Source organism: Candidatus Omnitrophota bacterium (assembly GCA_021735655.1).
Taxonomy (GTDB): Bacteria; Omnitrophota; Gorgyraeia; order Duberdicusellales; family 4484-171; genus JAHKAJ01.
Genome location: JAIPGM010000009.1, coordinates 44,402 through 68,975, shown reverse-complemented (window position 1 = coordinate 68,975; position 24,574 = coordinate 44,402). Strand labels below are relative to the sequence as shown.

At 39.8% G+C, this 24,574-nt stretch carries 14 protein-coding genes; 13 read left to right on the top strand and 1 reads right to left on the bottom strand.

What is annotated here, in order from left to right; translation table 11 throughout:
• Positions 1–148: 148 nt before the first annotated feature.
• The 8 genes from K9L86_07200 to K9L86_07165 all read left to right on the top strand — a co-directional run bounded on the left by K9L86_07200 (position 149) and on the right by K9L86_07165 (position 16,790).
• The gene (locus K9L86_07200) at positions 149–871 is read left to right on the top strand and encodes a Bax inhibitor-1/YccA family protein (protein ID MCF7908636.1); all 723 of its coding nucleotides are present in this window, start codon (positions 149–151) and stop codon (positions 869–871) included.
• Positions 872–918: 47 nt separating this feature from the next.
• A complete protein-coding gene (locus tag K9L86_07195; protein MCF7908635.1) occupies positions 919–1,308 on the top strand; it encodes a PilZ domain-containing protein in 390 nt (129 codons plus the stop codon).
• Between the two features lie 15 nt (positions 1,309–1,323).
• Positions 1,324–1,872 carry an NYN domain-containing protein gene (locus K9L86_07190; GenBank protein ID MCF7908634.1) on the top strand — a complete coding sequence of 183 codons (549 nt, stop codon included), beginning with the start codon at positions 1,324–1,326 and terminating at the stop codon, positions 1,870–1,872.
• Positions 1,873–1,999: 127 nt separating this feature from the next.
• Complete coding sequence (locus tag K9L86_07185) at positions 2,000–3,730, top strand: hypothetical protein (GenBank protein MCF7908633.1); 1,731 nt, start codon at positions 2,000–2,002, stop codon at positions 3,728–3,730.
• A gap of 253 nt (positions 3,731–3,983) precedes the next feature.
• On the top strand, positions 3,984–14,957 hold the full coding sequence (locus K9L86_07180; protein ID MCF7908632.1) for a DUF2341 domain-containing protein: 10,974 nt from the start codon (positions 3,984–3,986) through the stop codon (positions 14,955–14,957).
• 129 nt (positions 14,958–15,086) lie between these two features.
• Positions 15,087–15,635 carry a hypothetical protein gene (locus K9L86_07175; protein MCF7908631.1) on the top strand — a complete coding sequence of 183 codons (549 nt, stop codon included), beginning with the start codon at positions 15,087–15,089 and terminating at the stop codon, positions 15,633–15,635.
• A 13-nt stretch (positions 15,636–15,648) separates the two neighbouring features.
• Complete coding sequence (locus tag K9L86_07170; protein ID MCF7908630.1) at positions 15,649–16,218, top strand: hypothetical protein; 570 nt, start codon at positions 15,649–15,651, stop codon at positions 16,216–16,218.
• Positions 16,218–16,790 (top strand): hypothetical protein, encoded by a 573-nt coding sequence (locus tag K9L86_07165; protein MCF7908629.1) that lies wholly within the window; start codon positions 16,218–16,220, stop codon positions 16,788–16,790. Before K9L86_07170 ends, K9L86_07165 begins: the two co-directional genes overlap by 1 nt.
• Positions 16,791–16,800: 10 nt before the next feature.
• Here K9L86_07165 and K9L86_07160 read toward each other — a convergent pair whose 3' ends face one another.
• The gene (locus K9L86_07160) at positions 16,801–16,905 is read right to left on the bottom strand and encodes a hypothetical protein (GenBank protein MCF7908628.1); all 105 of its coding nucleotides are present in this window, start codon (positions 16,903–16,905) and stop codon (positions 16,801–16,803) included.
• A 371-nt stretch (positions 16,906–17,276) separates the two neighbouring features.
• Here K9L86_07160 and K9L86_07155 point away from each other — a divergent pair, with 371 nt between their 5' ends.
• Genes K9L86_07155 through K9L86_07135 form a run of 5 tightly spaced genes read left to right on the top strand, consistent with a single transcriptional unit; the run spans position 17,277 to position 24,570 of the window.
• A complete protein-coding gene (locus K9L86_07155) occupies positions 17,277–18,722 on the top strand; it encodes a PEGA domain-containing protein (protein ID MCF7908627.1) in 1,446 nt (481 codons plus the stop codon).
• A 6-nt stretch (positions 18,723–18,728) separates the two neighbouring features.
• Positions 18,729–20,345 (top strand): hypothetical protein, encoded by a 1,617-nt coding sequence (locus K9L86_07150; GenBank protein MCF7908626.1) that lies wholly within the window; start codon positions 18,729–18,731, stop codon positions 20,343–20,345.
• Between the two features lies 1 nt (position 20,346).
• The gene (locus K9L86_07145; protein MCF7908625.1) at positions 20,347–21,507 is read left to right on the top strand and encodes an iron-containing alcohol dehydrogenase; all 1,161 of its coding nucleotides are present in this window, start codon (positions 20,347–20,349) and stop codon (positions 21,505–21,507) included.
• 22 nt (positions 21,508–21,529) lie between these two features.
• Positions 21,530–22,153, top strand: a complete 624-nt coding sequence (locus K9L86_07140; GenBank protein MCF7908624.1) for a hypothetical protein — start codon at positions 21,530–21,532, stop codon at positions 22,151–22,153.
• Positions 22,150–24,570, top strand: coding sequence for a homocysteine S-methyltransferase family protein (locus K9L86_07135; protein ID MCF7908623.1), 2,421 nt, complete (start codon positions 22,150–22,152; stop codon positions 24,568–24,570). The genes K9L86_07140 and K9L86_07135 overlap by 4 nt, the downstream gene beginning before the upstream one ends.
• Positions 24,571–24,574: the final 4 nt, after the last annotated feature.

Genomic DNA, 24,574 nt, shown 5'->3' with positions numbered 1-24,574 from the left:
TGGGTATTTGAAGATTTTAGTAATTTTAAATTACAATCTGATAAAAAAGTTTACCATTTATCTCCAGCCTAATGTAGGGCTTGCGATAAATGGCTTGATATTTTGAGAGTAGAATATACTGGACAATTAACATAGGAGGTAAATTATGATGCGTTCAGGTAATCCGGCTTTGCGGGGCAAGGCATTTACTAAGAGTTATGCTTATGGTTCTTCAGAAAGTATGACTATTCAGGGTACAACTAACAAGACCTTGGTTTTGCTTTTATTTACTTTACTTACTGCTTCTTGGAGCTGGGGCAATTCGCTTCAGGCTGCTCGGTTTATGATTCCGGCAGCAATCGTTGGACTTATTATAGGGATAGTTACAGTTTTTAAAAATGAGTGGTCGCCGATTACCGCACCGCTTTATGCTCTTGTTGAAGGGGTATTCTTGGGGGCAATTTCTTCGTTTTTTGAACAGACTTATCAAGGGATTGTAACTCAAGCCATCGGCTTAACTTTTGGTGTTCTTTTTTGCTTACTTTTAGCCTATAAATCTAAATTGATTAAGGTTACCGATAATTTTAGGCTAGGAGTGGTGGCAGCAACTGGAGGCATTGCTTTACTTTATATTGTCAGTATGGTTATGGGCTTTTTTGGAGTTCGTATACCTTTTATTCATGAGAGCGGTCCACTGGGTATTGGTTTTAGTCTTTTTGTAGTAGTCATTGCTTCTTTAAACCTTGTGCTTGATTTTGATTTTATTGAGAAAGGCGCAGAAAGCGGAGCCCCTAAATATATGGAGTGGTACGGAGCCTTTGGCTTAATGGTAACTTTGATTTGGCTTTATCTTGAAATCTTGCGCCTCTTAGCCAAGTTGAGAAGTCGGTAATTGGATACTAGTTGCTGTAGGTATTTTTTTATGGTAGATTAAAACCTATGAAAGAGAGACGTCAATTAGTTAGAATCAGCGAATCTTTAAGGGTAAGCTATCAGGTGGTAAAGAGTTTTCGCTTGGTGACTTCAAACTCTAATGATGTGTCCGAGAGTGGTATGCGCCTGCCGGTTTTACAGTTCTTGCAAGTTGGCATGAAGCTTGATATGGAAATTTATCTTGGCGAGGTAGACAAGTCGATTAAAGCTATCGGAGAGGTAGTTTGGTCGAAGAAGGCCGAGAATTTTACATTTCCTTTTATCGCTGGCATAAAATTTCTTAAGATTAGTCCAGAGGCAGCTGCTAAGTTGCGTGTGCATATTAAAAAGAATTCACCAATCGACCATGTTGAGTGGGTTGAAAAAAATATTGATAGCGAAGGTGCTGAGTCTTAATTAAAGGAGATTGCGATGAATCGAATAATGATATTTATTGACGCTGAATATGTGGTACAGAAGATGAAAGATTTAAAAGGTACCCGGGCATCAATAAGACGTAAAGATATAAAGTGGAATAATATTATAAAATGGATAGTCGGAAAAAGCCGATTAGTAAGATGTTACTATTATTCTGCTGAGTTTAACAAGATTGAAAATCCCAAGACTTACCAGGAGCAGCAAGAATACTTTAAAGAGTTAAAATTATCAATTCCTTATTTTGAAATTAAATTAGGAAGGTTAGTTCGGATTCATGGCGGTTGGGCCCAAAAAGGTTTAGATGTAAAAATTGCTTTGGATATGTTTGATAAGGCTGTGACCGATCAGTATGACACCGCAGTTTTAATTTCCGGAGACTCTGATTTTGTCGAAGTTATTGCTAAAATCAAAGAGCGCTACGGAAAGCATGTTGAGCTTTATACTTTTGACCGGGCAATTCATGAACCGCTTAGATTAGCACCGGATAAACACATTGTGATTAACTCTCAAGTTGGTAAGAAAAACCACTTCTGGTCTGAATAGCTCTCACCTAAAAATCAGCCCTTTTTTAACCAATTTTTGCCAGTTTAAATAATTTCTTGACAAAAATTTAGCGAGTTATATGATACTTTATCATATATATAACAATAACTAGCCGAGGAGGGTCTCTATGCTGAAAAGCAAAATAATTGCGCTCGCCTTAATTATTACCTTTTTTATATCTTTACCAACCTTTTCTCAAACTCCACCAGTTTCACAAACCGGCGGTGGAATATCTCAACAGCAAAAACAATTAAAGGGTTCTAAAGAACTCCAGGAAAGAATTGAGTACGATCGAAAAAAAGCCGAAGAATTAACTTCTGAGGATGTTGCCGCTGAAGATGAAGGCGAAAAAGTTTTAATCAAGGCTATAAAAGTTGAAGGTGCGACGCTTGTCCCCGAAGAAGTAATTAGGGATATTACCATAATTCATGAAGGTAAAAAAATTTCCTTAAAGACAATGCAGAGGATCACGGACTTAATCACCGATGAATACCGCAAGCGTGGTTACGCGACTTCACGTGCTTACATCCCGCCACAAACGATGCGTGAGGGAGTTTTAATAATTCGGGTAGTCGAAGGATTACTTGGATCATTGGAGATGCGTGGAAATAAATATTTTAAAACATCTTTACTTGAGAAACGGATCAAAGTTACACCGGGAGAAGTTTTTGATTATTCAGAGCTTCAGGATGCTTTAGCTTATATCAATGAACATCCTGATCGAACCGTCAAGGTAGTTTTAGTTCCGGGAGCAGAACCAGGGACAACTGATGTTGTTTTAGAAGTAGAAGATAACTTTCCTTTTCACCTTGGATACGAATATGACAACTACTCATCTCGCTATCTTGGTGAGTATCGTCACTCGCTCACAGTCGAGCACAACAATCTTTTTGGTTTTGACGATAAGTTATTTTTTAAGTTACAGATGTCTGAGACCGATCTTTATAAATTAAAGCAAGCCCGCTACAGTATCCCGATTAGCAACACCATTGAAACCGGATTTTATCTTGCTCGGAGCAAAACAAAGTTAGGTGAAGAATTCGAGGTAGTTGATTCAAGGGGTGAGGTTGAGATATACGGGGTATTTCTTAATAAAAAAGTTATTTCTAACCCTAATCTAGATTTACGTCTTAATTTTGGCTTTGACTATAAGAATATTGAGAACTACCTTTTAGGTTCGCTTGACAGCCGCGATGAGCTGAGGGTCTTTAAGGCCGGTTTTGACCTAGATATGAGTGATAAATGGGGAAGAAACATCTTTACTGCTGAACTTGATGCCGGAGTTCCTGATATCCTTGGCGGTATGCCTGCTAAGGTTTCCAGCACCGATACCCCCAGTGCAAGCCGTACTGGTGGCGGCGGAAAATTCTATAAAGGCGTCTTTAATTTATTTAGATTACAAGCCGGGCCTTTTGGTTCATCGTTTTTAGTTAAGAACCAGGCTCAATTTTCAAACTACAATCTAGTTGCTTCTGAGCAATTCCAAATTGGTGGTCCGGCTACTGTGCGTGGTTATCCGGTTGCCGAATATGCCGGTGACCGAGGTCTTTATTCAAGTTTTGAATGGTCATTTCCTTGCTATTTAATGCCTAAGGGCTGGAAGGTGCCATTCACTAAAAAAGATACTTTTCATGACGCACTCCGAACAGTTCTGTTTTATGACTGGGGAACTGTTCATCTTAATAAAGTTCTCACTGGCGACAAGAAACACCGCACCCTTAAAAGCGCTGGCTTTGGCTTTCGATTTAACCTGAGCAATGATATTTCAGCCAGGGTTGAAGTAGGCTATCCTTTAGGGGTAGAGTCGTCAGACAATGAGGACCATCAGGAGTGGTTTGAACTTTCTGTACTTTTCTAGGAGCTTGGTGTAAGCGAACTAGGAAAGACAGTGGTTCCGGGAAAAACCATGGGGCTTGCCTTTAAGCAACCCTTCAAATTAGCGTAGCGGGAATACGAGAAAAAATGTCTGTTTCCTTGAATTTTCAGAAAAAATATGTTACATATTAATATCAACTGTAACCGCTTACAGTTTGTCTTTTTTTATCTTATAAATCAGGGTAAATGAAACAAATAGTCAAAACAATATCAAATAAAAAACCTGGAGGGTTTAAATGAGAAAAAGTAAATTTTTTAAAGCTGTGTCTCTGCTTATTTTAGTCAGTTTTATCTTTAGTCCACAATATGGTTTTAGCCAAGTCCCGGTGGACCAACTACCTCAGGGGGCTGAGATAGTTTCCGGGGGGATTTCTTTAAACTATGCGCCAGCTCAGCTGGGAATTGGGCAAAGCACTGATTCAGCTATTATAAATTGGCATGGAGAAAATGGTGGGTTGGGTTTTAGTATCGGTGCAAACGCCAGAGTTGATGTCTCTCAGCCTACGTCTCAATCAATACTAATGAATAGAGATATGTCTGGATACGGTTCTCATCTTATGGGTCGCTTAAGTGCCAATGGAAGAGTTTTTGTAATTAATACCAATGGGATACTTTTTGGTGCTAACTCACAGGTTGACACTGCTGGTTTAATTGCTTCCACTCTTGATATCACCGATAGTGATTTCCTAGACGGTGACAATTCATTTAATTTTTCTGGTGCTGGCAATGGAAGTGTGGTTAACCAAGGAACGTTAAACTCTCCCGGTGGTTTTGTTGGTCTCCTGGGCGGTAGCGGTGGTGTAGAAAATGTCGGAACGATCACTGCTGAGTTGGGTAGCGTAGTATTAGCAGCCGGAGAAGAGATAACCGTAAAATTAGATGCTGCTGGTATAGTTTCAGCGGTAGTTAATCAAGCCTTAAGTCAGAACCTTAGCGATCGTATAAGTGCCGTTAAAAATACCGGAACTATTAGCGCTGATGGTGGATTAGTTTTACTTACTGCTAAGTCTTTAGATGGTTTATTTGATCAGTTGGTTAATAATGAAGGAATAATTGAAGCTAACGTTTTAAATAATACAAAAGGTATAGTAAGGCTTGAGGCTAATCAAAGAGTTAAAGTAGCTGGTGTAATTAACGCCGAAGGCGGCACTGTAACCGTTGATTCTCAAGGCGCTGATTTTTCTGGCACGATTAATGCCGCTGAAGGTATTTATAACATGAACGATGGCCATACCTATATATATGGCGGTACTTATACCGGTAATCAAACCTGGCTTGATAATGAACACATAGTCGTTAAAGGCGACATTACTGGAAATGATGGAAGTTTAACTTTTAGGGCCGATAATGATGGTAATGGTACTGGTGACTTTTTCCAAGATTTCGGTTTTATTATTACAACCAGTATTACTTCAGGTGACGTTAATATTAGCGGTTACGACGTAACTGTTCGGGCAATATCTTCGGCTAAGGATATTAATATCGAGGCGACCAATGATGTGATGATTGCTCCGGCTTGGCGTTATAAAGAGAATTTTACTATTGACCCAAGCCTCATTGACTCCACCCTTACCGATTTCCCAGTTTTAATAAAATTAGATAGCAGTAATTTTGATTTTTCTCAAGCTCAAGTCGATGGTTCTGACGTGCGTTTTGTCGGGCCTGACGGAAAAGTGCTTTCTTACGAAATTGAAAGTTGGAACAGTGGAACTCAGGAAGCTTTTATTTGGGTTAAATTAGATAGCGTAAGTGATAGCCTTACTACCACTTTTTCAATGTATCATGACGATAACACAAACTTACCTTCCGAGAATTTTGCTTTCGCTAGTTATGGCGCACCGGAAAACGATTCAACCGATGTTTGGAGCAATGGTTATCTAATGGTTCATCATATGAATGACTACAATGATTCAACAGCTAACGGTAACGATGGAACAAATAACGGTACAACCCTCGTTGATGGAGAAATGGGTAATGCAGCTGATTTTGATGGAAGTAGCTTTATTGATATTGGGAATGGTCTTGGTTTAGGAACAGGCGATTTTACCATTGAAACCTGGTATAAGGGAAATCAGTCAGAGGATTATATTGGTTTGGCTGGTGCTACTCCTGGAGCAGGTTCTGGCTATACCCTGGAAAATCATAATGGTCAAGCTCGAAGCTGGATCAATAACGATGCAGACGATGGTTCTGTTAATATAGCTGATGGGTCTTGGCATAATGTTGTGCTTGCTCGTAGCGGTGGTTCAGGAAGTTTGTATGTAGATGGCGCAGGTGACAATATTGGTTTTGCAACTTCATCAGGCGATGTCGATACTGCTACCGACTTTATGATTGGCGGTTGGGGTGATACAAATTATTTAACTGAAGGCCAGATTGATGAAGTCAGGGTTTCAAATGTTGCCAGAAGTGATGCGTGGTTAAAAGCATCTTATGAGGTAGGAAGCGATCCTTTAGGCGCCACTTCAACAACAGTTACAACTGGATTGAGTGGTGTAAATGTTAATATAAATTCAAGTGATGGGGCAGTAGTAGATGCTAATAGTGCCACTACTCCTGATATCACCGCTGATTCTTTAAGCATTTCTGCAGCTCAAGGAATCGGTTCCGGCGATGCTTTAGAAACACAGGTAAGTAATTTAGAAGCTCTTAATACGATTTCAGGAAATATAGAAATTGATAATACTGGAGATCTAACTATCGCCGGTAGTGGTGTTAATAATATCGGTGGAGCAGTTGATATTTCTACAGCTTCTCCTTTAACAGTAAATTCTGATGTTTTAGCCTTGGGCGATATTAGTTTAGCTGCAGCTGGTGCTGATGGAGATTTGTCAGTAAATGCTGCTGTTGATTCAAGCGCTGGCAATGTTGGTCTTGATGCTGGAAGAGATTTGGCTATTAGTCAAACAGGCAGCGTAGTTACTGACGGCGGAGATATTGACTTAACTGCTGCCCAAGATGCTTATGTTACTAGGGTTTCAACTGATGGTACTTTTACTGGTTCAGCTATTCCTGCATTAGGAACAGTAACAGTTACGGCCGGTGGAAATATCAATGATGCTTATGATAGTGGCAATGCTGTTGATGGAATTGATAAGGTTGCAGGTGGTATTACTAACTTTGATATATCAGCCAATACCATAGATTTTAATGCCGGTGGTGATATCGGTTTTGGTACAAATGGTGCTCTTGAATTAAGATCAAACAATATGTCTATTACTGCTCAAAGAGCCGCCATGTATCATGCTGGTGCAATGCATTTTGGTGGATTTGACGGAGATAGCTTCAGTTTGATTAACTCTGGTGATTTATGGCTTGATGGTGCGATTACTACTAACAACGGACTTATTGATATAGCCGTAGTTGATGATCCTAACCTTTATGTTAATGCTTTGATCAATAGTGGCGGCGGAGATGTAATTTTGGCTGCCGTAGGTGATATTATCCATAGTTCTGGTGGAGATGTTTACACCGGTGGTGGAAGCTTTACCGGTTCAGCTGATAGCGATGGTGATACTACTGGTTTCTATGATTTGCAAAATGGTTCGGTTATAGATACAACTGGAGCAACTGACGGAGAAGTCTACATAAGCGCTGATGACATTAATGTTGACGGTATCGTAGATGCCGGCACGGCAGATATTACTATTGCCCCAAGCGCTGCTCAGACAATTGCTCTAGCCGCACATTTAGCTTATGGTCAGTTTAGGCTTTCTAATGATGAAATCTACAATTTGATTACTTCTGGTTTTATCAATATCGGTTCAAGTAGCGCCGGAACTATCACAATTAATAATTTAGATCAGCCGGGGCTGAAATTTAAGCTAATCAGTTCAGGTGATGTGCAGGAGCAGGGCTCAGGCGACATCGGCACTGATATTGTAGCTGACACACTTGCCTTTGATGTTGACGGTAATGTTGGTCTCGCTGGTTTAGGTAATGGAATCGAGACCGAGATAGAAACTTTAGAGGGTCGCGTTGGCGGGCTTATTAATTTAAATGAGCTAACTGACTTAGCGATTAACCAATTAATTGCAACTGATGTTATTCTTTTGACAATGGGCTACGATGTTTATCCATTTAACTTTACCGGCTCTATTATAGGTAATAGTGGGTTTGGGCCAAACATCATTTCTGATACAGCGATACTTGATGCAAAGACTTCAATTGATTTGAAAACTCGAATTGGCAGTTTAAGCGCACAGGTACGCGATCCTGATTCAAGCGGTGATATCACTATTCGCAATAAGGGTGCTATAGCCCTCAATGATTTGCCAGGATGGGGATATGCCGTAAAGAACTTTGGTAGTGGAAATATTGATATTACTACTGGTTCGCCAATGACAGTTAATGCTGATGTTGTTGGAAATAGTGATGTTAGTTTAGCAGCTAATGGTTCTGGCCCCGGAGCTGATATGACAGTTAACGCTGATGTTATCAGCCTTGGCTCAGGTACAGTTAATGTACATGCCGATAACGATCTAGTCCACAATACAGGCACTATTGGCACACGCGGTATAGTTAATGTTTCAGCTGGCAATGGATCTGGCAATGATACTTTAACTATGAACGGCGATGCTCTTATCCATGGTGCTACGGTGAATGTTTCAGCCGATGATTATATGGAGATGAATAACACATCTTCGATTACCGGAACTGATATATTTGTAAACGTAGGTGATGGAGCAGGGCCAGATAATTTTACAATGAATAATAGATCATCTATCTCAGGTACAAATGTAACGATTGATGTGGCTAATCTTATGAGAATGTATAATACTTCAGCAATTAATGCCACTAATGCACGCATTGACGCTTTTGGTTTAGGTATGCATAACAACTCATCAATTGAAGCCAGAATTGTTGATGTAAACCTTGATGCAGACTTAAGGATGTTTAACAATGCAGATATTTTAGGTACAGCTTGGGTTGACGTAGATGCCCAGAGAGATGTTCTTATGAACAATAATTCAACTATCCGCTCAGGCAGATTGGTTGATATCTATGCAGCTCAGGATTTAATCATGAGCCAAAGCTCGGCGTTACTTTCTGACGGAAGTATTAACGTTGTCACCGGTCGAGATACTATCATGAATGGTTCAAGTGATATGACCGCAGGTTATGATGTAAATATTGACGCTGATGGTCAGGTTGTGGTATCGAATAGCACTGTTACGGCTGGTCATGATGCTAATATTAATGCAGTTGGTAATATTTCTTTAGGTGTTATTAATGCTGGCGATAATATTCGTTTAACTAGTTCTGCAGGCGATATTCTCGATACTAATGGTAATCGCATTAATTTAACAGCTCCAAATCTTTACATGAATGCAGCTGGTACTATTGGTGTCCCAGGTGATCATATTGACACTAACGTAGATGATATCTGGCAAGCGATTGCTTTAGGTGGCGATGTATGGATTAACGAGTTAGACGGTGTAAATCTTTGGGATATCCAGGCTCTAGGGAGTGTAGTCGATATTATTACCGGTGGAGATACTTATGCTTATTCAGTTTTGGCAACTGGATCTGGTCCAGCTGATGATGCAGTTATTAATTTAGACGTTAACAGTGGAACTCTTTTTGTAGATGGAACTATTGAGGCTTTTCGTGCGGGCGATGGAAATGCTTTGATTACTGCTGATGCTGACAATGGAATCAGTGTGTACGACTCAAGCGTCATTGATGCTTGGGTTAATGGCAATGGAAATGCTTCAGTTAGCTTAACAACACCGGGAAGAGGAATCTCCATTAGGGACAATAGCCTAATTCGTTCAAGAGTCCGCGGCGGTGGAGATGCAACAGTTATTGCAAATGCAACTAATGGTCTAGTTTCGATAGTCGATAGCGATATCTTAGCTAGAATTGGCCTTGATGGCGATGCTTCGATTGATGTAGATGCTGGTACAAATGTTACTGTAACCGATAGTGATATTACTTCTACTGTCGTAGGCACTGGCAATGCTTCAGTTGATTTAACTGCTGGAAATATGATTGCCGACGGAACTCTGACTATAGACCCGAGTTTGATTTCGGCCTCAGCTTTAAATGGCACCGCTAGTGTTGTTTTAAGATCGGCTGGGCCGTTACAAGTTTTAGATAGTACTGTTTCAGCGGCTATTGGCAATGACGGTGATGCTGAAGTTTCACTGCTTACTCATGGGCCGATTGCCTCTCAAACAGTTGATAACAGTACAATCGAAGCCACTGTTGGTAATGACGGAGATTCAACAGTCTTTTTTGGAACTTCTGGCAATACCGCAATACAAAACAACAGCATAGTCAGAGCTTTCACAGCTGGCAATGGTGATACTACAACAACTGTCCGTGCTTGGCAGGGGATCGATGTTGTTGACAGCACAGTTAGCGCAATCACTCAAGGAACCGGCGATGCCAATGTTGAACTTAGCGCCGGATTGCATGCAGATGGGATTATGATAAATTTTCCTGATCCAGATTTGTATAACAGCACTTTCCATGGCGCTGATCTTAATATAAACGATTCAAGTACAGTTTCAGCTCAAACCGGTACTGGTAATGCAGAGGTTTTTGCTGAAGGTGAGAACATTAGTGTTGCTAATAGTACAGTTTCTTCTAATGTAACCGGAAACGGTAATGCTACGGTTAAAATGGTAGCTGGTGATTGGACCACTCCTTACGAACCTGTTCCTCCTACATCGGGTACACTTGAGAATGGAGATTTAACCATCACTGACAGCACTGTAAGTGCAACCGTTGAGGGTGACGGCGATGCTTCAGTTGATCTATCTGCCGGTGATAACATTGCCATAGACACAAGCTACATTACAGCATCAGTTTTGAACGGTAATGCTTATGTAGATATTTCGACCGAGAATGGCGATATTACAATCGATGACAGTGAAGTGAAAGCAATAGTGTCAAACACCGGCCATGCTGAGATAGATATTGATGCTGCTAGTGATGTATTTCTGAACAACAGCGATTTGTTGAGCCAGGTGCTTGATGGAGTAGCCTCAGCAATTATTACAATAGATGCTGGGGATAATATCGGTTTAACAAACTCACGAGTTGCAGCTACCTCAATTAATAATGGTCCGGCAAATGTTGAGTTTCATGCTGGTAAAAACATCGGTCTAAGAGACGGTAGCGTAGTTAGAGCTAATTCGTTCGGTAATTACTTAGCCAGGATTTTCTTCGATGCTAATGATGATATTAGGGTGATTGACTCAAGGGTAGTTACTAATGAGTTAAATCTTGGTGGACTATCAAGAATTAGATTCGATGCTAATAGAATCGGTTTATTAAGAAGTGATGTTATCGCCAGGGCCCTTGGTGCATCAGCCTGGATTAACTTACTTGCCGATAATGATATAGTGATCAAGGATAGCTTAGTAAGCGCTTTTTCTAAACTTGCCCCTTCATCTGATGGTGGCGCCTATATTGGTATCCATTCCGATTTAGGCAATGTGACTGTGGATAACAGCACTGTTAGAGCAATCGATCCACCTTCTGACACCGGCGTAGCCAGTGTAAATATTACTGCTGGTAATGATTTAATAGTAAAGAATGACAGTTTGGTTAGAGCGATTAACTATCTTGATGGTGAATCAAGAGTTAACTTACAAGCTGATCATGACATTAAAATAGAGGACAGTACAGTCGAGGCGATTTTAGAAGGAAAAGGCCAAGCAACGGTTAATGCCCAAGCTGACAACAATATAGAGGTAACACGCAGTACAGTATTGGCTAAAGTCGAATTGGAAGATTCTAATATCGACTTAGACGGTGAAGACTTAACTGCAGAAGTAAACTTGAGTGCCGATGAGGACGTAAAGATTGCTTCTAGTGATGTTAAGGCCGAAGTTAGGATTAGCGCTGATGAAAGAGTCGAAATCCAAGACAGCGACATCAAAGCCACTGTCAATATCGAAGCTGAAGATGACGTTGAGATCACCAATGACGGCGGTAAAACTATCGGCTCATTGATTGATATCGTGGTAAACAATGCAAGTAACTGGTGGAATGATGTAATAATCAACAGCAGTTTGGTTAAATCACTGGTCGATATCACTGCCGATGACAAGATCGAAGTAACCGGTGAGACTGTTGAATCAACAGTTAATATAGCTTCCGGCGACGATGTGAAGATCTCTGAAAGCACTATCGAAGCTGAAACCGAGCTAGTAGCTGATGATCGTTTAGAAATAACTGACAGTGATATTCTAGCAACTGTAGCTATTGACGCCGAAGATGACGTTGAGATCACTGAAGGTGAGACTACTGTTAAAGCTGAAATAGACCTGGTAGCCGGCGGCTGGAGTGGTGATAATGACAGCAACTGGAGCGACCTGGTAATTGAAGATTCAACAGTTAAATCATTGGTAGATGTAACTGCCGATGACAAGATTGAAGTAACTGATGAGACCATCGAATCTGAAGTAACTCTTAAGTCTTCAGACGATGTAAAGATAACTGATAGCACTATAGAAGCCGAACTTGAACTAGTAGCTCAAGACCGTCTGCAAATTGAAAGCAGCGATATCTTAGCTACTATTGAGATTGAGGCTCAAGATGACGTTGAAATCACTAACGCTGAAGGTGAAACTATCAAAGCTGAAATAGATCTGGTAGCCGGCGGCTGGAGTGGTGACAATGACAGCAACTGGAGCGACCTGGTAATTGAAGAATCAACCGTTAAGGCCTTAGTCGATGTAACTGCTGAGGATACTATAGAGGTAACTGGTGAGACCATCGAATCTGAAGTAACTCTTAAGTCCTCAGATGACGTAAAGTCAATCGACAGCCATATCGAGTCTGAAGTCGAGCTTAAGGCTGATGAGAGGATGGAGATTGTTAACAGTAATGTATTAGCCACAGTTGACATCGATGCTGAAGATGACGTTGAGATCACCAACGGCGATGACGTTGACACCGTTAAATCCGAGATCGACCTAGTAGTCGGTGGTTGGGATCCTGAAGAAGGCAACTGGTGGAATGACCTAATAATTCAAGACAGCACTGTAAAATCAACAATTGACATTGAAGCTGGAGAAAACATCGAAGTAACTGATGAGACAATTGAAGCTCAGGTCGATATAGTATCAGCTGATGATGTCAAGATCTCTTCTAGTACGGTTAAATCTGAGATCAATCTAGAAGCTGATGAAAGAGTCGAAATCCAAGACAGCGACATCAAAGCCACTGTCAATATCGAAGCTGAAGATGATATCGAGGTCGATACTGGTCATGTTGAAGCCTACACTGATTATGGATATGCTTTGGTTGGTAATGACGGTGACGCAACAGTTAACTTAGAAGCTGGCGACAATACTACAATTACTGATTCAACCTTGGAAGCTTTGGTTGGTAATGATGGCGATGCTACGATTAACGTTCTTGCCGCAAATGATATAACCATTGATCCGAGTACACTTGCTGCATCAGTAGTAAATGATGGCGATGCTACGGTTAACTTGGCTGCCGACAAAGGCAACATAGAGGTAATAGAAAGTACAGTAATAGCTTCAGTTGGCAATGATGGTGATGCAACTATTCTTAGCGTTGCTGGGAATAGTACAACAATTACCGATTCAACCTTGGAAGCTTTAGTAGGCAATGAAGGAATAGCCCTTGTTGATATTAATACCCTTAACGATGTTAATATTAGCAATAGTGATATTACTGCTGACGTAGATGGAGAAGGTCATGCCGAAATAGGCGTAACCGCCCAAGATGGTGAAATTAACGTAACTAATGGCAGCACTATTTTAGCTCAAGCTTTAAGTGGTAGTGATACAGCTTTAGTTGAATTATTTGCTAATTTGGGTGTAAATATTACTGATAGTACTGTTTCAGCTGAGATGATAGGTGACGGCGATGCCAGAGCAACTTTAATCTCTGGTAACGGCGATGTAACCCTTGCTAATAGCTCTATTTCAGCTTCAGTTGGCGGTACAGGCAGCTCAGAAGTAGATATCTATGCTTGGGAAGGTAATATCTATGGTGATGCTACTTCGCTGGTTAGCGCTGATTTTGCCGGGTTATTGGCCCGTCACAATATCGGTACCAGTGCTTCGCCATTTATGACAGCAGTTGATTATTTAAGTGCTTACTCTTGGGATGTAGGAAACATCTACGTTAATGAATTAGACAGCATTACCCTAGGTACCTTGACTGAGGACGCAGGCACTCTTTATGGTCTTTCAGTTGCTGCTAATAATGGGATAATTAATGTTAGTAGTGGTGGGGACATGACAGTTAACTCAGTTATCGCACCGCGCGGTGGAGTTTATTTAGAAAGCCGCACTGGCTCGATTTATGCCGGAACCGGCTGGGATCCTAGCGGAGTACAACCAGACGTAACAACTGGTCCTGACACGGTAAATGATTTCGCAAGAGCGCTTCCGATGGACTTAACTGGTACTCCTTGGTCGACCGATGGTGGAATAGATGTATTTTCACATTACGTAGTTGACCCGGTTTCTGGGCCAAACGTAATTGCTGGAAGTTATTCTTATTTCTCAACACCAGAAGGCACAATTGGAATTGGTAACGCAGGAGTTCCAGTAGATGCAGATAATTTTTATAATCCTTTAAATGTAAATATTCAGGCAGTGGATTTAGATCCTTCAAAATGGGCAGTTCCTGCTGGTTTTACGCCAGTTGCTGGGCTTACCCTAGAGATAGGTGGCGCTGCTCCTGGTTTTACCTTAGCTGGTCCTAGTGGTACCTTAGGGGTAAGCGGAGCCATTGAAGGTATAGTTAGACCTGGGGTTACAGCAGTTACCGGGGTTTTTCCATCGCCAGATATTGACTTAACCAATGTTACACCTCCGGGATACATCTTTTATGATGATACCGACACCAGAGGTGCTTCACCTTTGTTTGGCCCTGCGGCAGCTAACTTAGGACCTCAGCAGATTTGGCCAGATTTCTTACCAGAATTTGACGGTGCTCAATTTTTAGCAAGTATCTTGCGTGATTCTAGGACTTACTATGAATTGATGGCTAACTATAGATTTAGTACAGTTACCCCAGTTAGAAGCACCGATTTTTATGCTTATCATCCGTTAACTGTAACCGATGAGTCAGGCTTTGATGGTATTAGCCTAGATAGTGGTGCTTATGAGTTCATTGAGCAGAATATTAACCTCAAAGGGACTCTAGCTCCTTATTTTGGCGGCAAAGACGATGATGAGAAAAAGAAGAAAAAAGCAACTGATTTGTAAGTAGATTTTGACAATAGAGAGTTTAATTAACAGGAAGGTGGCATCCACCTTCCTGTTTTTTATTTTGAGTTCTTCCGATAAAATAGTATAATAAAAGAAAGATTGATTAGCGGAAAAAAAGGAGGTTCTATGTTCAGAGCAATTCCTGTTATTATAATGATTTTATTAGTTGTTGGTTGCGGCTTAGCAGATAAAGAGCACCCGGTAATTACGATTGGTAATATTGAAGTAAGTAAGCAGGAGTTTAAACAAGCTCTAAACTCTTCCTTATCTCGTAGCTCTGATGTTGAATCGCAGCGAGATTTCCTAGATCAGTTTATATCCCGCAAACTAATTCTTAATGAAGCCGAGAGGTTGGGTTTGGATAAGGATCCGGAATTTCTAAAAGACGTTCAGCTTTTCTGGGAGCAGTCATTACTTAAACTTGCTTTATCAAAAAAGATAAAAGAACTGGCTGTTGGTATTCAGGTTAATGACCAGGATATTCGTAGATATTACAAAAAAAATAAAGATAGTCAATTTCCGGAGAAAGAGCTAGCTCAAGTATATGATCAGATAAAATGGGTCATTTTGAATGAAAAACAACGTGAGGCGATAAACCAGTGGGCAGAGTCCTTAAAGACAAAAGTGAAGATTAATATTGATTATGAAGGTTTAGACCTTAAAGCTAACCAATAAAAGGGAGGAAGTCATGGCAGAAAAATTTAAACGTAGGAATTACTTTATTGATAAAAATTTTCAGACAAGATTTATGATGAAATTCGGTTCAATTATTGTTTTATCATCGTTGCTTATTCTAGGAGGAATATTATTTTTTTCTAGTGATTCAAACACAGTAGCCATTGAAAACACAAAAGTAACCGTTAAAAGAACCTCGGATTTTATTTTGCCGATAGTTGCTATTAATTTAACGGTAGTAGTATTTTTTAGTGGCTTAGGGGTTCTTGCTTTAACAATGCTTGTGTCTCATCAAATTGCTGGACCTCTTTTTCGCCTGCGCCGTGAGGTTGATTTACTCCAGCGTGCAGATTTTAGAAGAGATTTTCATATTCGCGGCAATGATCAGTTGCAGGCGTTTGCTAAATCTTTAGATGCTATGTGTAGGTCATTGAAAGATAAGCACTTAGGGCTAAAAGCTAGCTTTAACTCCTTGAGCAAATTTATAAGAGACAGGAATTTTCATATAGCAGCAAAAGATGCTGATCAACTTTTAACTCTTCTTGATCATTTGCAGGTTGAACTTGATAATTTTAAAACTTGATGAAAAAGAGCTTAATACTGTCTATTGTCATGTTAGGGGTTTTATTTACTCCTAAGGTTTTAGCTCAAGAGGGTAGCCTTTCGCTTCTTGCTACCGGAAAATACTTTTCGGTTTATGGGTCTCGCAAGCTAGATGTTGTTTCTTTGTTAAGTAAAATAAATTTTAGCTATTTAGGAAATGTTGACAGTTTTTTTGGCAAGCAGAAAAATGATTCTTACTCTCTCATAGCACAGGCGATGGATGATTTGTATTTGGAAGTTTCCGATATCCTCGATATCCATGTTTATAGCTTTCACGGCAAGATAAGCATTCTTCCGGATCAGTCATCTTTGAGCTCAGTGTTTAGCAGTTATTTTGGTTCTAGTTTTCCGGAGCGTTCTTTCTATCTTCATTCCAAAAATACAATCTATATTTCCTATCAAGACTTAACTCTTGGCATGCTTGGTCATGAGATGGCTCATGCAGTCATTTCTCATTACTTTGCTGTCCCGCCCCCGGCTAAGGTGCAGGAAGTTTTATGCGGCTATGTTGAATATACTTTATTGAAGAAGGCAAAAAATAGGATTCCTTAGATTTGTTTGTTTAGGCGGGTATTTTTTCAATAATTGTCTTAGTTGTAGATTCAGGTGTTGAAGCTCCAGCTATAATCCCTACTTTTTTTATTCCTTTAAACCATAGGTTTTTAATGTATTTAGTAAGCTTTTTAACGGTTTTAAGCGTTTTTTTTCAAAATTTTGAGTTGATTGAACCACTACTGCGGCTTTTTGTAACTTCTGAACTTTTTTTGAGCTAGATAGGGTAATGCTAACAGCTCTTTTACCCCGAAACAAAAACCAGAAGATTTAGCCAGATTTATTTGCATAGTCTTATTTTTATTCTATTGAGGTGATTTTATATTACCATATTGAATAATCGGAGGTAAATAAAATATGATTGCCTTTAAAAGTAGCAAGGTAGAAAGCGGATAGATAATAGCGTAATGTTTATTAAGGGAAATAGGCTTACATTTTTTCTACATTTTGTTATAATGTATAAGGTACTTATTTTAGGTTTAGATTATGCTTTATTTAAGAAAAACACTCCTTTTTAGTTTCATAGCAGCTTATCTTATTCTTTGTCCTTTACTTCTTTTATATAGTTTTGGCCGAATTATGAGGCCAGGGGGCGAGGGTGATTTGGCTGGTCTTATTTTCCTCTCTAGCAGTCCGCCGGGCGCTACAATTCATGTTGAAGGGAGGCGTTTTACCGAGAAAACTCCAGCGGCCCTATCTGGCATGTTGCCGGGATCATACGATGTCACACTTTCCTTAAAAAATTATAAGCCTTGGCATTATAAAATTACCGCTCTCCCTAAATTAGCATCTGTTTTCGATAAAATTTTATTGATTCCACAGAGATGGGTAACCCGCGAACTATCTTCTGATTCTTTTCAAAAGCTGATCCCATTATCCGGAAGTAGATTTTTTATTTTAGCTAAAGGTCCTAAGCTTAGAGATTATTACAGCTTTGATTCAAAGTCAGAAGCTCTAACATCATTTGTGCGTTCTGATTCAACCTTGGCGAATTACGAGGTAGTTTCCCTATTTAAGATTAAGGAAAGTTCTACGGTGATTGCTAGGGTTAGAAATTTCAATGGAGAAAAGTATCTTTTAATCGAACAAGATATTGATTATGTTAATGTTAAAGATATTAGTCGTTTTTTTACCGGAAGCCCTGAGCATATTATTTGGGAGCCAGGACAGTCTAGGTATTTTTTTCCTTTTGAGAACAATAGCCTTAGTAAAATAGATTTAATTGAACAATCGTTAGAGGCTGATTATATAGACAATTTACGTGGCTATGGTCTTTTTAACAACAAAATATATGTTTTAAAAGAGATTAATACTCTTTTTCGTATTAATTATGCTCGAAGAAATCAAAAGGTTTTGATAAATGATCCGATTTTGGGTAAATTTCTTTTTGGAGATAAAGGATTCTTTGAGGTTAAACCTTTAGATGAGGATTTAATTATCTTTCTTGGTGAAGAGGGAAAGCTTTTAAGCAACCATTTGCCGCATCGTATTACCGAAAGTGGAGTTAGGGGGCTTGAGTTTCATCGAAAGACTAAACGGGTATTGTTTTGGATGAAGAAGCAGGCTGGAATTATGGATTATCGGCCTTTATTGGCGGTAGATCCTACCTATGTTAAGACCACACCGACGAAAGGGTACTGGTTTTATACTAAGGGTCGTGATATTACTCAGAGTTTTTGGGCCTATCAGGGAACTTATATTGTTTTAGCTGATGCTGACGAAGTTTTTATTTTTGAGCTTAAAGCTGAGGGGGAGGCTGCTCCTAATCAAATTATTAAAATAAAAACTAATTCTTCAGTTCACTATTTGGAGGATAATGGAAAGTTATATTATTTGGATGCGCTTACTAAAAAGTTAAGTTGCGCTGAAGTTATTGACCTGAATCGAGAAAGGCCATTTTCTTATCGAGAATACTTAAGCAAGAAGAGGTAAATAGATATGGAGTTTGAATTTTCATATAAGAATTTAAGTAAATTAGATAAAATATTGCAAAGATTTTTTGAAATCTTGCCAGCAGCTATAAGTTGGACTATTCTTTTGGCGCTGACTGTAGTTTGCTTTGTGAGGCCACTTATCGCCGCAGTTATTACTATCGCTTTTAGTTTTTACTGGTTTCTGCGTCTTCTTTATATGGCGATATCTTTTGTTCTTAGATGTTCTCGCTTGGAACTTGAGTCACAGGCTAATTGGCCGGAGCGGGCAAGAGGCTTAAATCGTATCTATACTTATTGGAAAGAGTTAAATGACTTAGAGGCGGCATCTAAAACTAAGCAAGACATATCATTTTTAATTCATAGAAAAGAAATGCGTCTTTTAGAGAAAAGTAAACAGAAGGCGCCGCAATTAGATGATATACATCATTTAATTATAATTCCGGTTAGTGATAATCAAGAGAATTTGATTTCAAAAACAGTTACTAGCTTAATTGGCGGTAACTTTCCTTCAATAAGGATGGTAGTGGTTTTGGCTTTTGAGCCGGGAGTTAGCGAGAATGCAAAGTTGAGTAATCGGCGTCTCATCGAGCGTTATCGCGATAAGTTTTTTGATTTTTTAACCGTAGCTTGCTCAGCTGAATCTCAAACCGGGAAATCTTTTAAGGGGGCCATCCTTAGCCAGGCTGCTAGCCAGGCAGCTAACTACTTCAAAGAAAAGAAAATTGCCCACGAAAATGTGATTACTTCATCTCTAGAGCCCGGAGCTTTAGTTAATCCGGACCACTACAGTTGCCTTACTTATCGTTTTATGGTTTTGCCTAGTCGTCAACTGGCTTGTTTTCAAGCGATTGCTGCTTACGACGTTTCTCTTTGGCGAGCTTCGGCCCCAGGAAGGGTTCTTAACGCGGCCGCTTCATTTTTTCAAATAATTGAAGCGGTTCATCCTGACAATTTGATTATTTTTTCTAGTTTTAGTGTTAGTTTGGCAACTTTGCTTGAGCTTAAGTTTTGGCCAAGCGATTTAATCTCAGCTGATTTATCATTTTTTTGGAAAGCTTTTATTAATTTTAATGGTGCGTTCACCATTAATCCGTTGTATGTTACTTATCCAATTACCATGGATATCGCTGGAGATTCTTCGGATTCAGTTTCTGAACTTTATAAGAAAAAATGTAATTTAGCTTATGCCGGAGAGAATCTACCGATTGTGATGCGAGCCCTTTTAAGGATTGGCCGGATGCCGTTTCTAAAAAAAATTATTTGTGCCTTTAAGTTGCTTGAGGCCCAAATCTTGCCGGCTGTTTGGCCTTTTATTATATTTATCATTGGCTGGCTTCCGGCCTTACTGTCAGGTCGTGAATTTTCAGATTCCGGAATATATTACAGTGCTCCGAGAATAACTTTTGTAATTTTTGCTTTGATGACAGCATGCTTTATTATTTCAATCGTTTTGACTAGTTTAGTTTTTCCGAGAAAGAAATCTAAGCTGGGTTTCTTTAACCAAATTTCTCAATTTTTCGCCTTAATTTTTTTAGTTCCGGTGGGAATTTTTTTAACAGCTGCAGCTACTTTAAGTGTTCAAACAAACCTTATGCTTGGAAAGCATCCAAAGCCTCAGTAAGATGTTAGATTTTAACTATTTAGTTGATACGAAAATATTTTTTGGTAGGGATCGGCTTGATAGCCTTGGTCCGGAGATAAAAAAATATGCCGATCGAGTGCTGATAGTCTATGGTCGTTCGAGTATTAAGCAGAACGGTATTTACCAAAAAATAGTAAAAATATTAGAAGCGAATAATATTTTTTATAAAGAGCTATCGGGAGTTAGGCCTAATCCGAGGATTAAGACGGTTAGGGAGGGGGTGGCTCTTTGTCGTGAGAATAATTTGGGCTTTGTTTTAGCCGTTGGCGGCGGTTCAGTCATTGATTGTGCAAAAGCGGTTGCTTGCGGTACGCTTTACGATCAGGATCCTTGGGATTTTTTCTCAAAGCAGACAGAAATAAAACAGGCCTTAGCTCTAGGCACGGTATTGACTCTAGCGGCTTCCGGTTCAGAGATGAATGGCTATAGCGTAATTAGCAATGAACAGACCCAGGAGAAGCTTGCTGCCGGAAGCGATATCCTTCGGCCAAAATTTTCAGTTTTAGATCCTGAGGTTATGTTTAACTTACCTAAGGAGCAGACTGCAGCCGGAGTGGTTGATATTTATGTTCATGTAATCGAGCAGTATTTTTCTTCTGTCTCAGGAGCTTTTTTGCAAGATAGATTAGCTGAGGCGATTTTTAAAACTTGCCTACATTATGGATCAGTAGTCATGAATGAACCAAAAAACTATCAGGCCCGGGCAAATATTATGTGGGCTAGCAGCCTAGCTTTATGCGGATTGCTTAGCTATGGTAAAATTGGTGATTGGTCAACCCACGCTATCGAACATGCGGTTAGTGCGGTTTATGATGTAACTCACGGGGTCGGGCTGGCGATAATTGTTCCGTTTTGGATGAATGCAGTTTTAAATGAAACCACGGTTGATAAGTTTGCTGAATACGCAATAAATGTTTGGGGCCTAGAGGGGGAAGATAAGTTTGCTCTAGCTAAACAGTCAATTAAGAAAACTCGAGAATTTTTTGATAGTTTGGCTATGCCGAAAACTTTGCGTGAAGTAGGAGTTAAAGAGTCTGAGCTCTCATTATTAGTTTCTAAGGCCATGGTTTTTGGTCCAATTGGGACATTTAAAAAATTAGAGACTTTAGATGTTTTAGGGATATTAAAAGCAGCCTTTTAAAAACCTATGATTAATTTTTATAATGAATAAGGTAAGATTTTTTAATCAAATCGGAGTCAAAATACCAATTGAGAAAATATATGCCCGCTTAGGATATCAACCGGGGGTGACTAAGATATCTTCTGAGCAGGAAAAAGAGCTTAAGGCCTATATTGAAGAGGCAGTTCAGCTTATACAGCTAAAAGGAGCCGCTCGGCGAATTGCCATTGAGATGAAGCATGTTTCAAAATTAGAGCTTTCCGAAGGGGTAATTTTTGAAGGCAACCTTGTTGGGTCGGTTTTTGAAGACTGCCAGGAGCTTCTTTTGATTGGGGCGACCGCCGGGGCCGAAATAGTCAAGGCGATTACAAATGTTAAAGACAACGATTTAACTCGGGGAGTTGTTTTTGATGCGGTTGCTTCGGAAACTGTTGATGCTTCATTTGTCTGGATTCAAGATTATTTTGGACCGCAACTTAAACGTGAGAATAAACAGTTGATTCCTAAACGGATATCCTGCGGTTATGGTGATTTTGCACTTACAAACCAAGAGACAATTCATCGGCTTTTGCAATTAGAAAAAATCCAAGTTTCAATAACCGATAGATATGTACTTATTCCTGAGAAATCAGTTACCGCTATTTGTGGAGTCATCCAAAGGCTATGAGTAATTCTAGAATCAAACTACTTCTAAAAAAGCGTGTTGTTTTGCTTGATGGAGCAACCGGAACCGAGTTGCATAAGCGCGGCATGCCTCAAGGAGTTTGTCCGGAAAGTTGGTGCCTTAAGAATCCTGAGCTTACAAAAAGTGTCCATTCGGACTATCTTAAGGCTGGTTCGGATATAGTTTATGCTTGTACTTTTGGTGCCAATCGCCTGAAACTTTCCCATTTCAAGATTAAAGATGTGGTGTCGGTCAATCGACGTCTAGCCTTATTAGCCCGCCAGGCTGTGGGCAAAAAAGCCTTAGTTGCTGGTGATATAGCTACGACCGGTGAGTTTATTAAGCCCTTTGGCTCTTTGGATTTTAATCAAGCCGTAGATATTTATAAAGAGCAGGTTAAGGGGTTGCTTTTGGGTGGGGTTGATCTTTTTGCTATTGAGACGATGATTGATATTCAAGAGGCCCGAGCCGCCTTGATTGCAGTAAAAGAGCTTACTAATAAATTCACTATAGTAACCATGACCTACGAGTCAGGGGGGCGGACTTTAAATGGTAATGATCCGGTTAGTGCCTTAATTACTTTACAGAGTTTAGGGGCTGATGCTATAGGTTGCAATTGTTCAAGTGGCCCTCAAGCTATGGTTAAGATAATTTCAAAGATGAGGCCATATAGCACTGTGCCTTTGGTAGCTAAACCAAATGCCGGCATGCCGAAGCTTATTAATAACAAGGCTGTTTTTAATATGAAGCCCGGAGATTTTGCTGATTCGGCTAAAAAGTTAATTACTGCCGGAGCAACTATAATCGGCGGTTGTTGCGGAACAACGCCGGAACATATCTTTAAGCTAAAAAAAGTTGCCTTAAGGAGTAAGCCAGTTTTTCCTAAGCGAAAAAAGATAGCGGCCTTAAGTTCTGCTCGGGGAGTTTTTATTTTCGAGAAAGAAAAATTTCCGATTGTTGTTGGTGAAAAAATAAATCCAACCGGTAAAAAGACTATGCAAGCCGAGTTGCTTCAAAATAAATATACCCAAATCCGCACTTTTGCTAAAGCTCAAGAGGCTCAGGGAGCAAAGCTTTTGGATGTAAATTTGGGCGCTCCAAGAGTTGATGAGAAAAAGGCGATGCTTGAAGTTATATCGTTATTGCCACTTGCAACTTCATTGCCTTTGGTAATTGACTCAGCAAATCCTGAAGTTATCGAGCAAGCCTTAAGATTCTATCCTGGACGAGCTTTGATTAATTCTATTTCCGGAGAAAGTCGAAAGCTTAAAAAGCTACTTAATATAGCTAAAAAATACGGAGCAATGTTTATAATCTTGCCTTTGGCCGGAAAAAAGCTCCCTAAAACTTTTAAGGAACGTAAGCCGATAATCGAGGCCGTTTTTAAGGCGGCAAAAAAAATAGGATTTTCTAAAGAGGATATTTTAATTGATGGGCTAGTGATGCCGCTTTCTTGGAATGCTCAGGCTGCTGGAGAGGTTTTCAAGACTATCAGCTGGTGCACGAGGAGCTTTAAAGCTAAAACAATAGTTGGGCTTTCGAATATTTCATTTGGGCTTCCTCAGAGACATTTAATTAATAAAGTTTTTTTAAAATTGGCCGGAATCAAAGGGCTAACTTTAGCAATTGCCGATCCTGAGGATTCACCAGGTTTACGGAATAAATTAGCCGAAGACTTATTATTTAATAAACCTAAGGCTAGCGAAAAATTTATCGCTGCTTATGCTAAGCAAAAAGAATCAACCTTCAGTAAAAGAATAAGCAAAAAGAAGCTTTCTCCTTGTGATTATGTATCGATTGCGATTATTGAAGGGGATAGAAGCCAAATTGAAGAGTTTATTCAAAAGGCTCTAGAGTCGGGGGAGACACCGTCAAAACTTATAGAGCAGGTAATGACCCCGGCAATAATAAAGGTTGGTAACCTTTTTGATCGAAAAGAATACTTTCTGCCGCAGCTAATTGCCAGCGCTGAGGCGATGAAAAAAGGAGTCTCCCGTTTAGAGCCTTACTTAAAGAACCAGAAGTTAGCTTGGGCTAAAAAGGGAGTAATTATTCTAGCTACGGTTAAGGGGGATGTCCATGACATCGGTAAGAATATAGTAGCTTTGATGCTTAAGAATCACGGGTTTAAGATTATCGACTTAGGAAAGGATATTTCGACTAAAAAGATCATTCAGAATATAAAGATATATTCTCCGGATATTGTGGGGCTCTCAGCGCTTATGACTACAACTATGATTAATATGGATGAGGTGGTTAAGTCCGCCGAGAGGGAAGGTTTAAAATGTAAATTTATGATTGGCGGGGCGGTAGTCAATAAAGCTTATGCTGATTCAATAGGTGCTAAATACGCAAAAGATGGTGTTGAAGCGGTAAGAGTCGCTGAGAAGTTGGACAATAAGTCAGCACCTAAGAGATAGCCGA

Bases quoted from the DNA above. Each gene is read 5' to 3' on its own strand.
- K9L86_07145 (MCF7908625.1), top strand. From the start codon at position 20,347: ATGTTAGATTTTAACTATTTAGTTGATACGAAAATATTTTTTGGTAGG.
- K9L86_07190 (MCF7908634.1), top strand. From the start codon at position 1,324: ATGAATCGAATAATGATATTTATTGACGCTGAATATGTGGTACAGAAG.
- K9L86_07135 (MCF7908623.1), top strand. From the start codon at position 22,150: ATGAGTAATTCTAGAATCAAACTACTTCTAAAAAAGCGTGTTGTTTTG.
- K9L86_07200 (MCF7908636.1), top strand. From the start codon at position 149: ATGCGTTCAGGTAATCCGGCTTTGCGGGGCAAGGCATTTACTAAGAGT.
- K9L86_07150 (MCF7908626.1), top strand. From the start codon at position 18,729: ATGGAGTTTGAATTTTCATATAAGAATTTAAGTAAATTAGATAAAATA.
- K9L86_07170 (MCF7908630.1), top strand. From the start codon at position 15,649: ATGGCAGAAAAATTTAAACGTAGGAATTACTTTATTGATAAAAATTTT.
- K9L86_07175 (MCF7908631.1), top strand. From the start codon at position 15,087: ATGTTCAGAGCAATTCCTGTTATTATAATGATTTTATTAGTTGTTGGT.
- K9L86_07140 (MCF7908624.1), top strand. From the start codon at position 21,530: ATGAATAAGGTAAGATTTTTTAATCAAATCGGAGTCAAAATACCAATT.
- K9L86_07195 (MCF7908635.1), top strand. From the start codon at position 919: ATGAAAGAGAGACGTCAATTAGTTAGAATCAGCGAATCTTTAAGGGTA.
- K9L86_07155 (MCF7908627.1), top strand. From the start codon at position 17,277: ATGCTTTATTTAAGAAAAACACTCCTTTTTAGTTTCATAGCAGCTTAT.
- K9L86_07180 (MCF7908632.1), top strand. From the start codon at position 3,984: ATGAGAAAAAGTAAATTTTTTAAAGCTGTGTCTCTGCTTATTTTAGTC.
- K9L86_07165 (MCF7908629.1), top strand. From the start codon at position 16,218: ATGAAAAAGAGCTTAATACTGTCTATTGTCATGTTAGGGGTTTTATTT.
- K9L86_07185 (MCF7908633.1), top strand. From the start codon at position 2,000: ATGCTGAAAAGCAAAATAATTGCGCTCGCCTTAATTATTACCTTTTTT.